Origin of the sequence: Streptomyces viridochromogenes (assembly GCF_001270495.1) — a bacterium.
In the GTDB taxonomy this organism is placed as follows: domain Bacteria; phylum Actinomycetota; class Actinomycetes; order Streptomycetales; family Streptomycetaceae; genus Streptomyces; species Streptomyces viridochromogenes_A.
In genome coordinates this window covers 114,463-126,982 of record NZ_LGUR01000230.1, presented here as the reverse complement: position 1 = coordinate 126,982, position 12,520 = coordinate 114,463, and the positions used below count along the sequence as shown (strand labels likewise).

The 12,520-nt window shown below is 70.5% G+C and carries 11 protein-coding genes; 4 read left to right on the top strand and 7 right to left on the bottom strand.

The features are described from left to right. The first annotated feature begins 3 nt into the window (after positions 1-3). Together ADK36_RS34130 and ADK36_RS34125 are read left to right on the top strand one after the other, a co-directional pair. Positions 4-402 carry an OB-fold nucleic acid binding domain-containing protein gene (locus ADK36_RS34130; RefSeq protein ID WP_037642785.1) on the top strand — a complete coding sequence of 133 codons (399 nt, stop codon included), beginning with the start codon at positions 4-6 and terminating at the stop codon, positions 400-402. 3 nt (positions 403-405) lie between these two features. Then, positions 406-1,146: a DUF3159 domain-containing protein gene (locus ADK36_RS34125; protein ID WP_048580238.1), complete on the top strand. Its 741-nt coding sequence runs from the start codon at positions 406-408 to the stop codon at positions 1,144-1,146. Between the two features lie 225 nt (positions 1,147-1,371). On the opposite strand, the gene ADK36_RS34120 is transcribed toward ADK36_RS34125, so the two are convergent. Beyond that, positions 1,372-2,049: a potassium channel family protein gene (locus ADK36_RS34120; protein ID WP_030051450.1), complete on the bottom strand. Its 678-nt coding sequence runs from the start codon at positions 2,047-2,049 to the stop codon at positions 1,372-1,374. Next, on the bottom strand, positions 2,049-2,720 hold the full coding sequence (locus tag ADK36_RS34115; RefSeq protein WP_048580237.1) for a potassium channel family protein: 672 nt from the start codon (positions 2,718-2,720) through the stop codon (positions 2,049-2,051). Before ADK36_RS34115 ends, ADK36_RS34120 begins: the two co-directional genes overlap by 1 nt. Before the next feature lie 546 nt (positions 2,721-3,266). Between ADK36_RS34115 and ADK36_RS34110 the strand changes: the two genes are divergently transcribed. After that, on the top strand, positions 3,267-5,324 hold the full coding sequence (locus ADK36_RS34110; RefSeq protein ID WP_048580236.1) for an APC family permease: 2,058 nt from the start codon (positions 3,267-3,269) through the stop codon (positions 5,322-5,324). Positions 5,325-5,443: 119 nt separating this feature from the next. After that, positions 5,444-6,772, top strand: coding sequence for a class I SAM-dependent RNA methyltransferase (locus tag ADK36_RS34105; RefSeq protein ID WP_053200237.1), 1,329 nt, complete (start codon positions 5,444-5,446; stop codon positions 6,770-6,772). A gap of 153 nt (positions 6,773-6,925) precedes the next feature. On the opposite strand, the gene ADK36_RS46995 is transcribed toward ADK36_RS34105, so the two are convergent. The 5 genes from ADK36_RS46995 to ADK36_RS48320 form a co-directional block, all read right to left on the bottom strand. Further along, positions 6,926-8,095: an IS630 family transposase gene (locus ADK36_RS46995; RefSeq protein WP_234329977.1), complete on the bottom strand. Its 1,170-nt coding sequence runs from the start codon at positions 8,093-8,095 to the stop codon at positions 6,926-6,928. Between the two features lie 52 nt (positions 8,096-8,147). Next, positions 8,148-8,495: a putative PEP-binding protein gene (locus ADK36_RS51070; RefSeq protein WP_107083636.1), complete on the bottom strand. Its 348-nt coding sequence runs from the start codon at positions 8,493-8,495 to the stop codon at positions 8,148-8,150. Between the two features lie 192 nt (positions 8,496-8,687). Further along, on the bottom strand, positions 8,688-9,998 hold the full coding sequence (locus ADK36_RS34095; RefSeq protein WP_048580233.1) for a (Fe-S)-binding protein: 1,311 nt from the start codon (positions 9,996-9,998) through the stop codon (positions 8,688-8,690). Continuing rightward, on the bottom strand, positions 9,989-11,080 hold the full coding sequence (locus ADK36_RS34090; RefSeq protein WP_048580232.1) for an FAD-binding oxidoreductase: 1,092 nt from the start codon (positions 11,078-11,080) through the stop codon (positions 9,989-9,991). The genes ADK36_RS34095 and ADK36_RS34090 overlap by 10 nt, the downstream gene beginning before the upstream one ends. Further along, entirely contained in the window at positions 11,074-12,510 is a 1,437-nt protein-coding gene (locus tag ADK36_RS48320) for an FAD-linked oxidase C-terminal domain-containing protein (protein ID WP_199830303.1), read from the bottom strand. The genes ADK36_RS34090 and ADK36_RS48320 overlap by 7 nt, the downstream gene beginning before the upstream one ends. Positions 12,511-12,520: the final 10 nt, after the last annotated feature.

The following is a 12,520-nucleotide window of genomic DNA, read 5'->3' as shown; positions in this document are numbered from 1 at the left end:
GGCATGAGTGCTGTTCCTCGTTCCGAAAAGTCGGTGGGCCGGTTCCGGCGCATGCTTGACCGGCTCTCCTCGTCGCAGGAGGACCTGGAGTCCGAGGAGCTGCGTGAGGACGCCGAGACGGCCGGCTGTATCAAGATCGGTGACTGCCGTGACCGACAGATAGTGACGGTTACTGGTACCTTGCGCACGGTCACCCTGCGGCCTCGCGCGGGCGTTCCCGCCCTGGAGGCCGAGCTGTTCGACGGCTCCGCCGCGCTGGACGTGGTGTGGCTCGGCAGGCGCTCCATAGTCGGGATAGAGCCGGGGCGCCGGCTGATCGCATCGGGCCGGATCTCCATGAGCCGGGGCCGCCGGGTGCTGTTCAACCCGAAATACGAACTGAGACCCCTCGGACGGGAGTAGCCGGTGACGTCGCTCGACAAGCCGACTGAAGACACCACCGACACGACCGCGAACGCCGAGCACGATGCCCGGGCGGTGACCGAGGCCGCGCTGTTCGAGGCCTTCGGCGGCATGCGCGGCATGATCGAGACGGTGCTGCCCGGTCTGCTCTTCGTCACCATCTACACGATCAACAAGGACACACACCTCTCGGCGATCGCCGCGCTCGCGGTGTCCCTGGTGCTCGTGGTCGTACGCCTGGTGATGCGGGACACGGTCAAGCACGCGTTCAGCGGTGTCTTCGGCGTCGCCTTCGGTGTCGTGTTCGCGATGATGACCGGCGAGGCGAAGGACTTCTATCTCCCCGGCATGCTCTACACGCTGGGGCTGGGGCTCGCGTACATCATCACGACCCTGTGCGGTGTGCCGCTGATCGGGCTGATCCTCGGGCCGGTGTTCAAGGAGAACCTCTCCTGGCGGACCCGCAATCCCGGACGCAAGAAGGCCTACGCCAAGGCCAGTTACGCCTGGGGCGCGATCCTGCTCGCCAAGTGCGCGATCCTCTTCCCGCTGTACCTGTGGGCGGACACCACGCAGCTGGGCTGGGTGCTCGTCGCGCTGAAGATCCCGCCGTTCCTGCTCGCCGTATGGCTGACGTGGGTGTTCCTGGCGAAGGCGCCCGCGCCGATTGACGTGTTCGCGGAGATGGAGGCGGCCGAGAAGGCCGAGGAGGAGCGGAAGGCTGCCGCCGGCTCGGCCGAGTAGGTACCCCGGTTTGGAGTGACCGTCGCTGGGGGCTGCCGCCCCCAGACCCCCGCTTTCGGCCCTTGAGGGGCCTCGTCCTCAAACGCCGGACGGGCTGGGATGCCTGGACCGGAGCTGGGAAGTGACCGTTGGCACTGGAAGGTGAAGGGCGCCCCTGCGAACGCACTGTGAAGGGCGCCCTGAGATCCTCGGGGCGCCCTTCGTCGTAGTAGTCCCTCGAAGGACTCAGCTCGCCGTGTCCTCCCGGCGTACCGACAGCAGGTCCTCCAGCTGCTCCTCGCGGGCCTGGGCGGCCACGAAGAGGAGTTCGTCGCCGGCCTCCAGGGAGTCCTCGCGGGACGGCGTGAGCACGCGGGTGCCGCGGATGATGGTGACCAGGGACGTGTCCTGGGGCCACTCGACATCGCCGACCTGGGTGCCGGCCAGGGCCGACTCCTCCGGGAGGGTCAGCTCCACGAGGTTCGCGTCTCCGTGGCTGAAGCGGAGCAGGCGGACCAGGTCGCCGACGCTCACCGCCTCCTCGACCAGGGCCGACATCAGCCGCGGGGTGGAGACCGCCACGTCCACGCCCCAGGACTCGTTGAAGAGCCACTCGTTCTTGGGATTGTTGACGCGGGCGACGACGCGCGGGACGCCGTACTCCGTCTTCGCCAGCAGGGAGACGACCAGGTTGACCTTGTCGTCGCCCGTCGCGGCGATCACCACGTTGCAGCGCTGCAGGGCCGCCTCGTCCAGGGACGTGATCTCGCAGGCGTCGGCCAGCAGCCACTCCGCCTGCGGGACGCGCTCGACCGAGATGGCGGTCGGCGCCTTGTCGACGAGCAGGACCTCGTGGCCGTTCTCCAGCAGTTCGCCCGCGATGGAGCGACCCACCGCGCCGGCACCGGCAATGGCGACCCTCATCAGTGACCGCCCTCCTCTTCGGGACCCTTGGCGAACGCCGCCTCGACCTTGTCGACCTCGTCGGTGCGCATCATGACGTGCACCAGGTCGCCCTCCTGCAGCACCGTCTGCGAGGTGGGCAGGATCGCCTCACCGAGCCGGGTCAGGAACGCCACGCGGACGCCCGTCTCCTCCTGCAGCCTGCTGATCTTGTGGCCAACCCAGGCCGTGGAGGCGTGCACCTCGGCGAGCTGGACGCCGCCGGTGGGATCCCGCCACAGCGGCTCGGCGCCCGAGGGCAGCAGGCGGCGCAGCATCTGGTCGGCCGTCCAGCGGACCGTGGCCACGGTGGGGATGCCCAGGCGCTGGTAGACCTCGGCGCGGCGGGGGTCGTAGATGCGGGCCGCGACGTTCTCCACGCCGAACATCTCGCGGGCCACGCGCGCGGAGATGATGTTCGAGTTGTCCCCGCTGGAGACGGCGGCGAAGGCGCCCGCCTCCTCGATGCCCGCCTCGCGCAGGGTGTCCTGGTCGAAGCCGACGCCGGTGACCCGGCGGCCTCCGAACCCGGGGCCCAGGCGGCGGAACGCGGTGGGGTCCTGGTCGATGACGGCGACCGTGTGCCCCTGTTGCTCCAGGGTCTGGGCAAGAGCGGAACCTACCCTTCCGCAACCCATGATGACGATGTGCACGGTCTTACCCCGCACTCCTCGTTAGGCGTCTGACTTGCGTGAACGTGGTGCTCATATCCTTCTCTCGGTTCGCCGGGCAGCAGGCGCGGGCCGGTCGCGGACCGCTGGGCAACATCATGCCGGGGAATGCCGGGGATGATCCCTCGCGGTACGGATCGTGGACTGCGGTACGGGCCGTGGACTCGCGTGTGCCTCGGTCCACCGTAACGTCCGGCTCTGACACACCGACCGGCGAGTCGGATGTCCCGTACGACTCCCTCAGCGGCGGTTGAAGCTGCGGAGGCTGGCGAGTGCCAGGAGGCCGAGGCCGGCGAGCGCGACGAGGGCCCCGACGAGCTGAGCGGTCGTCTGCGACATGAGGTCTCCCGGATGTGATGCGCGTACTGACGCAGGTGAGCGGGTCCGCGGTTACGCAGGTCATGGAGGCACGCGGACGTCGTCCTGGTCGGCGCCCGGCGCGTGCGGGGCACGGAATTCACCCCGCCGCCGCGCGCGATTTCACCCGGATGTGCTCCGTCCCAGGAGGGGGGCCTACGATTCTCTGTTGTGTCCAAACTGACCGACGTGCCCAAACGGATTCTGATCGGGCGCGCGCTGCGCAGCGACCGGCTGGCGGAAACGCTCTTGCCGAAGCGCATCGCACTCCCCGTCTTTGCCTCCGACCCGCTGTCCTCCGTGGCATACGCGCCCGGAGAAGTACTGCTGGTCCTCTCCATCGCGGGCGTGTCGGCGTACCACTTCAGCCCCTGGATCGCGGTCGCGGTCGTCGTGCTGATGTTCACCGTGGTCGCCTCGTACCGGCAGAACGTGCACGCCTACCCCAGCGGCGGCGGCGACTACGAGGTGGCGACCACCAACCTCGGCCCCAAGGCGGGCCTGACGGTCGCGAGCGCCCTTCTCGTCGACTACGTCCTGACCGTCGCCGTCTCCATCTCCTCCGGCATCGAGAACCTCGGCTCCGCGATCCCGTTCGTGGTCGAGCACAAGGTCGAGTGCGCGGCCGCGGTGATCCTGCTGCTGACGGTGATGAACCTGCGCGGCGTCCGGGAGTCCGGCGGACTCTTCGCCATCCCGACGTACGTCTTCGTCGCGGGCGTCTTCATCATGATCGCGTGGGGCGCGTTCCGCGGGCTGGTCCTCGACGACACCATGCGGGCACCCACCGCGTCGTACGAGATCAAACCGGAGCACGAGGGACTGGCGGGCTTCGCGCTCGTCTTCCTCCTGCTGCGCGCCTTCTCCTCCGGCTGTGCCGCGCTCACCGGTGTCGAGGCGATCTCCAACGGCGTCCCGGCCTTCCGCAAGCCCAAGTCGAAGAACGCGGCGACCACGCTCGCGATGATGGGCCTGCTGGCCGTCACGATGTTCTGCGGCATCATCGCGCTCGCCATGGTGACCAAGGTCCGCATGGCCGAGAACCCGGCCGTCGACCTGATCAAGGACGGCGTCGCGGTCGGCTCCGGCTATGTCCAGAACCCGGTCATCACCCAGGTCGCCGAGGCCGTCTTCGGCAAGGGCAGCTTCTTCTTCATCGTGCTCGCCGCGGCCACCGCCCTGGTGCTGTTCCTGGCCGCCAACACCGCCTACAACGGCTTCCCGGTGCTCGGCTCGATCCTCGCCCAGGACCGCTATCTGCCGCGCCAGCTGCACACCCGCGGCGACCGGCTCGCCTTCTCCAACGGCATCGTGCTGCTGGCGGGCGCGGCCATGCTCCTGGTGTGGATCTACGGCGCCGACTCCACCCGCCTGATCCAGCTCTACATCGTCGGCGTGTTCGTCTCCTTCACGCTCAGCCAGACCGGCATGGTCCGCCACTGGAACCGCCTCCTGGTGAACGAGAAGGACCAGGCCAAGCGCCGCCACATGATCCGCTCCCGCGCGATCAACACCTTCGGCGCCTTCTTCACCGGCCTGGTCCTGATCGTCGTGCTCGTCACCAAGTTCACGCACGGCGCCTGGGTGGCCCTGCTCGGCATGGTGATCTTCTACGGCACGATGACGGCGATCCGCCGCCACTACGACCACGTCTCCGAGGAACTCGCCGCCCCCGAGGGCCCGAGCGACGACAGCGTACGGCCGTCCCGCGTGCACTCGGTCGTCCTGGTCTCCAAGATCCACCGTCCCGCCCTGCGCGCCCTGGCCTACGCCAAGCTGCTGCGCTCGGACACCTTGGAGGCGCTCAGCGTCAACGTCGACCCGGCGGAGACCAAGGCGCTGCGCGAGGAGTGGGAGCGGCGCGGGATCGACGTACCGCTGAAGGTGCTGGACTCGCCGTACCGCGAGATCACGCGGCCGATCATCGAGTACGTGAAGGGGCTGCGCAAGGAGTCCCCGCGCGACGCCGTGTCGGTGATCATCCCGGAGTACGTGGTCGGTCACTGGTACGAGCATCTGCTGCACAACCAGAGCGCGCTGCGGCTGAAGGGCCGGCTGCTGTTCACGCCGGGCATCATGGTGACCTCCGTGCCGTACCAGCTCCAGTCGTCCGAGGTGGCGAAGGCCAGGGCCCGCAAGCGGCAGGACTGGAACGCGCCGGGAGCGGTGCGGCGGGGTCCGGCCACGGAGCGGGCGAAGGAGCCCGCCGAGCCGGACGCCCAGCGCTGACGCGGGCCGGGGGCGCGGCCGGGAGCACGTAGACTGGTGGGCTGTTGTCAGGCCCGGGCCGCTGAAGAGCGCCGTCGAGGGCCGCGCCGTCCCGCCTCTCGATCTGGAGTCACCCCACCATGCAGGCAGAACAGAAGAAGTCGCTGGTGGGGGAGGAGTACGAGGTCGAGATCGGCCCCGTCGCCCATGGCGGCCACTGCATCGCCCGGACGTCCGAGGGCCAGGTGCTGTTCGTCCGGCACACGCTGCCCGGCGAGCGGGTCGTGGTGCGGGTGACGGAGGGCGAGGAGGGCGACCGTTTCCTGCGCGCGGACGCGGTCGAGGTCCTGTCGGCCTCCAAGGACCGCATCGAGGCGCCCTGCCCCTTCGCCGGCCCCGGACGCTGCGGCGGCTGCGACTGGCAGCACGCCAAGCCGGGGGCGCAGCGCCGGCTGAAGGGCGAGGTCATCGCCGAACAGCTGCAGCGGCTCGCGGGACTGACGCCGGAGGACGTCGGCTGGGACGGCACGGTGATGCCGGCCGAGGGCGACAAGCTGCCCGCGGGACAGGTGCCGCAGTGGCGGACGCGCGTGCAGTACGCCGTCGACGCCGACGGCCACGCCGGACTGCGCCGGCACCGCTCGCACGAGGTGGAGCCGATCGATCACTGCATGATCGCCGCCGAGGGTGTCAGCGAGCTGGGGATCGAGAAGCGCGACTGGACCGGCATGGCGTCGGTGGAGGCGATCGCGGCGACGGGTTCGCAGGACCGCCAGGTGATCCTGACGCCGCGGCCGGGTGCACGACTGCCGATCGTGGAGCTCGACCGCCCGGTGTCGGTGATGCGGGTCGGCGAGAAGGACGGCGGTACGCACCGCGTCCACGGCCGCCCCTTCGTCCGCGAACGCGCGGACGGCCGCACCCACCGGGTCGGCAGCGGCGGCTTCTGGCAGGTCCACCCGAAGGCGGCCGACACCCTGGTGACCGCGGTCATGCAGGGCCTGCTGCCCCGCAAGGGCGAGATGGCCCTCGACCTGTACTGCGGCGTCGGCCTCTTCGCGGGCGCCCTCGCCGACCGCCTCGGCGACAAGGGCGCGGTCCTCGGCATCGAGTCCGGCAAGCGGGCGGTGGAGGACGCGCGGCACAACCTCGCCGACTTCGAGCGGGTCCGCATCGAGCAAGGCAAGGTCGAGTCGGTCCTGCCGCGGACGGGGATCACCGAGGTGGACCTCATCGTGCTGGACCCGCCGAGGGCGGGGGCGGGGCGGGGCACGGTCGCGCATCTCGCGTCACTTGGGGCTCGGCGGATCGCTTATGTGGCGTGCGATCCGGCGGCGTTGGCGCGGGATTTGGGGTATTTCCGGGACGGGGGGTATCGGGTGCGGATGTTGCGGGCGTTTGATTTGTTTCCGATGACTCATCATGTGGAGTGTGTTGCGATCCTTGAACCGGCCGCTAAGGGCGCTTGACCTGGGGTTTTGTGCGTGCGCATTATGTGCGGTGTGGGCGTTACGGGCGATATCTTGACGCTGAAATGACGCTCGTGACGCTCATTTGACGCTCGTTCTGATGGGGGTCAGGCGTGCTGCGCCGCTGGTCAGGCGATCTGATGCGTAGCCCGGTCAAGTAGCGTCGCCGAGAGTTTCGTGGCGCCCAGCGGTTACGCTCATCCGCTTGCGCAGCCCCCAGCAGGTTCTTCGTCTGCTGGTGGTGCACCCTGCATGGCGGCCTGACCAGGCGAAACGGCAGTCGGGTTCGCGACCGGAGGAGTGTTGGCCCGCGGATGGTCCGGATCTTGATTCCGGGTAGGCGGGACAGCGCGGGATGGTGATGTCATGGCGGCGGCCTGGTCCACTGGGTTGACCGGGATCGCAGTGTCCCGGCGTGGGATCAGGTGTTTTGGGCCGCCCGATGCGCCAGTGGCCTGCGGAAAGGACGCCTCCCAGGCCACTGGCTACTATTGATCCGAAACTCAAAGGGTTCCATTCGAGGGTGTACCGGACCTGGGGTCCGCCGAAGTAGCCGCGGACGATGTGTGGCTGACGCTGGCGGCGGTGGAAGAACCGGCGGGCCTCGGCGGCGAGTTGGGCCTGGTCACGGGCCCGGCTGTGCATGGGCAGGCTCCGTTTGAGGTCGGCGTTGACCAGCTCGTCGGGGTTCAGCTCCGGCGAGTACGACGGCAGGAAATGCAGTTCGATGCGGTCCGGGTGATCGGCCAGCCAGGCGCGGACCTTGCGGGAGCGGTGCGCGGAGTGGCCGTCCACGACGAGGTGCACCTTGCGGTCGAAGTGGCCTACGAGCCGGTCCAGGAAGCGGCACATGACGTCGGCGTCAAAGGTCTCGGTGAACACCATGAAGTGCATGCGGCCCTTGGTGCTGATCGCGGACATCGCGTTGACCAGAACCGGTTGCCCGTGCGGCGGACGACCGGCGTGCACCCCTTGGCGCCCCAGGTGCGGCCGGTGACCTGGTCGGAGCGGATGCCGGCCTGGTCGGCGAAGAGCACCTCTGCGCCCCTCGACCTTTGCCCTGGCCCGGATCGCCGGCCAGGTCTCCTCCCGCCAGACGCGGACCGCTTCCGCGTCCTGCTCGACGGCCCGCTTGTCCGGGCGCTGGAAGGACAGCCCCACAGGCGCAGATACTTGCCCACCCCCTGCTCGGTCAGCCGCACCCGGTGCAGCTTCGCGATCAGTTCCCCACTCCGGCCCGCGTCCACAGCTGCCCCGCCAGCCCCAGGTCACAAGGACAGTGATCCAGTACGGCCTGCCGGATCGCCTGCTGCTCGACCACATAGAGAACCGGATTTAACGAACGACCGGTAGCACCCTGCGCTCACAGGGAATTTCAGAGCCCCAGCCTTGTCACCACTTCCGCATCGGTGAGGTCGCGCGCGGCCATTCTGGCCTCATCGGCACTTTGCGCGGAGAGCACCGCTTCGGCGATCGACTCGCACCGCGCGAGGCTGTGGTGACGGAGGGCGTGGCGTACGGCGGGCAGTGCCGGAGCGGACATCGAGAGGCTCGTGACGCCCATCCCGGTCAGGGCCAGCGCCATCAGCGGATCCGACGCCGACTCGCCGCAGACGGTGGCGCCGCTGCGTTCGGCGACAGCGGGTTCCGGCTCCGGCCGGTTCGTGGAACCACTGGGGCGCGGTCGGAGAGCTGACGCCCAGCCGGCGGGCCGGCTCGGCAACGCTTGCGCCCTCCGAAGGGAGGTTCGTCTCCTCGCGCCGACGGTGCGCGCACCTCATCGCCCACGGCAACGCCTGACGAATCCTGCTCATTCGGAGGGGCGTGCCCGGGAACTGCCCCCGCGAAGTCGGTGCTTCCTGCGACGCAGCGAATGACGCAGGAGACCTCGTCGCGGCCCCTGCGCCGCCGCGCGTCACGTGGGGCTGTCAGGCGTCGGGGTGGGCAGGGTCGACGTATCGCCGCGAAGGGCGGCGTCGAGGAGCTCGATCGGGTGGACGACGGGCGGGCCGGCGTCTCCCGCGTGGCGGCGGATCTGGAGGAGGCAGCCCGCGTTGCCCGTGGCGATCACATCGGGTCGGCCGGCGAGGAGGTTGTCGGCCTTGCGCCGGCCCAGCCGTTCGGCCGGCTCGGGCTGCACCAGGTTGTAGACGCCGGCCGAGCCGCAGCAGATCTCCGGCTCCGCCACGTCCACCAGCGTCAGCTCCGGGATCGTGGCGAGGAGTTGCCTTGGCTCGGCCGTGACGCGCTGTGCGTTGGCCAGGTGGCAGGCGTCGTGATACGCCACGCGGATCGGCAGCGGACTGCGCGGCGCCACCGGGGGAAGCGACGCGAGCAGTTCGTGGACGTCACGGACCTTCGCAGAGAACGCCTCGGCCCGCTCGGCGTAGGCGGGATCGTCGCGCAGCAGCTCGCCGTACTCCTTGAGCGAGGACCCGCACCCGGCGACGTTCACGACGACCGCGTCCACGTCCAGATCGCCGAGGGCGTCGACGGTGGCGCGGGCCCGCCGTGCCGCGTCGGAGTCCAGGCCTGCGTGCATGCTGAGGGCGCCGCAGCACGGCTGGCGGGGCGGGACGACGACGTCACAGCCCTCGGCGGACAGCACCCGCGCGGTGGCGGCGTTGACATGGCCGAAGTAGACCCGCTGGGCGCACCCGGCCAGCAACGCGACCCGCAGCCGGCGCTCGGTGCGTGCGGGCACGAAGGCCGGGGTGCGGGAGAACAGGGCGCGCAGGCGCACGGGTGGCAGCAGGGCGTCGAGCGCGCGGAGCCGGGGAGGCAGAAGCCGGCGCAGGAGGCGCTGCAGACCGGTGCGCTGGTAGAGGAGTCCGAGCACGGTGGCGGCGCGCAGGCGGTTCGGGTAGGGGAACAGGCTGAAGACCAGCCGGCGGAACAGGGCGTCCGAGGGAGCGCGTGGGACGTTGCGTTCGAGCTGCGGCCGGGTCGCCTCCAGGAGCCGGTCGTACTGCACTCCGGACGGGCACGCGGTGACACAGGCCATGCAGCCGAGGCATCGGTCGATGTGCCGGGCGAACGTGGCGTCGAGCGGCACTTCGCCCCGGTCGGCCAGGTCCATCAGGTGGATGCGGCCACGGGGTGAGTCCATCTCCTTCCCGTCCAGCAGGTACGTGGGGCAGCTGGGCAGGCAGAAGCCGCAGTGGACGCAGTCGTCCAGCAGCTCCCTGCGGGGCGGATCGGTCTCGTCGAACGAGTTCAGAACCATGGGGTGAACCTTCCGGCGCCGAATCGGTCCGACGGGTCGAACCGCTGCTTGACGGCCCGCATCACGGCCACGGAAGCCGGCGGCGGGCCCCACGCCGGCACCTCGATCCCACGTCGCAGGACGACCGTGCCGCCCCCTCGGCCGGCGATGTCCTCGCGCAGCCGGTCGAAGGAGGAAGCGGTGGTGTTCCCCAGGCGTACCGTGTGCACCCCCGCCCCGAGACTGCTGCTGAGGACCGGCGGAGATGCGGTCCGCGCTCGCACCCGCGCGGCGACCCAGGGCCACAGTCCGGGCAGGGTGCCGATCCGGAACACCGTGTCGCCGGGTCCGCCCAGCGACACGTCTGCCACCTCCTGCCAGACCGAGGGGTCGGCCTCCTCGAATCCCGTGGCTCGGGCCCGCCGGGTCACGCCCGAGGCGGTGCCGTCGAAGCGGGCCAGCAGGCGGCCGTCGTACCATTCCAGTGCCACCGGCTCCAGGGCGTCCCGCATCATCCGGTGGGCGAGTTCCAGGCTCCGCTCCGGTGTGCACGCGGCGGCGACGGTGCACGACGCCTCGGCCAACGGGTGCAGCCGCAGGGTCACTTCGGCAATGACGCCGAGCGTGCCCAGCGAACCGTGAAACAGCTTGGCCAGGTCGTACCCGGCGACGTTCTTGATGACCCGCCCGCCCGAGCGTGCGACGGTACCGTCGGCCAGTACGGTGGTGACCCCGATGACGCAGTCGCGCAGCGTGCCGTAGGTGTGTCGGGCCGGGCCGCCGTCGGCGGTGGCGAGCAGCCCGCCGACCGTCGCCCCGCGCGCGATCCGGCCGGCGTCGAGCGCCACCTGCTGCCCCTTCTTGGCGAGGACGTCCTGCAACGCGGCGAGCGGCAGGCCGGCCTGGACCGTGACGGTCAGGTCGGAGGGCTGGTAGGCCAGGACGGCGTTCAGCCCGGTGACGTCCAGGACGGCGTCGTGCGGGGCCGGCGTGCCGCCCCAACCGGCCGCCGTACCCGCACCGGTGATCAGCAGGCGGGACGGGCCGTCGCGGACCGCGTCCCTCAACTCGGCGAGTGATTCCGGGCGCAGGCGTGTCACCATCGGTCGATCACCCCCGCGACCTCCAGCGGATGCGGCCGGTAGGGGCCGGGGCGCTCACCGCACAGGCGCGGGGTCGGGAAGATCTTCCCCGGATTGCACAGGCCCTCGGGGTCGAACGCGGCCCGCAGGCGCTGCATCGTGTCCAGGTCGTCCTGGGTGAACATCGCGGGCATGGAACACGCCTTGTCGGTGCCGATGCCGTGCTCCCCGGACAGGGAGCCGCCCAGCTCCACACAGAGTTCCGCGATCGCCGTGGACAGGCGCTCGGCCCGCTCCAGCTCGCCTGCCGCACGGTTGTACAGCACCAGGGGGTGCAGGTTGCCGTCGCCCGCGTGGAACACGTTCGCCACCCGCAGGCCCGCCGCGTCGGCCATCCCCGCGATCCGCACCAGCACCTCGCCCAGCCTCCCGCGCGGAACCACCCCGTCCTGGACGATGTAGTCCGGGCTGAGCCGTCCCGCCGCGGCGAACGCCGCCTTGCGGCCCCGCCAGATCAGCTCCCGCTCGGCCGGATCGCCCGCCACGCGCAGGTTGGTGCTGCCGTGCCGCCGGCACAGTTCGAGCACCTGGCCGAACTGTTCGGTGACCTCGTCGTCCGGGCCGTCCAGTTCGATGACGAGTGCCGCCGCGGCGTCGGCGGTGTAGCCCGCGGCGACGGCCGCCTCGACCGCCTGGATGGTGAGGTTGTCCAGCATCTCGACGGCGGCCGGGACGATCCCGGCGGCGATGACGGAGGTGACGGTGTCGCCCGCCGCGGCCACGGTGGCGAAGTCCGCCACCACCGTCGAGACGGTCGCGGGCTTCGGCAACAGCCGGACCACGACCCGGGTGACCACACCGAGGGTGCCCTCGGAGCCGATGAACGCGCCGAGCAGGTCGTAGCCCGGCTGCTGCGGCGAGTCCCCGCCCAGCGTCGTCACCGTGCCGTCGGCGAGCACCACGTCGGCGGCGAGGACGTGGTGGACGGTGAAGCCGTACTTGAGGCAGTGTGCGCCGCCGGAGTTCTCGGCCACGTTCCCGCCGATCGTGCACACCTGCTGGCTGGACGGATCCGGCGCGTAGTACAGGCCGTACGGCGCCGCCGCCCGGCTGATCTCACGGTTGGTGACGCCGGGCTCGACGACGGCCCGCCGGTTCATCGGGTCGACCTCGAGCACCCGGCGCAGCCGCTGCAAGCAGATGACCACACCGTCGGCGACCGGCAGGGCTCCGCCGGACAGACCCGTGCCGGCGCCGCGCGCCACGAAGGGGATGCCGTGGCGGGCACAGACCTTCACAGTGGCGGCCACCTCGGCCGCCGAGCCGGGCAGTGCGACCAGCGCGGGAACCACGCGGTAGCCCGTCAGCCCGTCGCACTCGTAGGTCCGTAGTTCGGTCGGCTCGGTGAGGACGTTGTCCCTGCCGAGGACGGCGACGAAGTCGCGGATCACGCAGGCATCC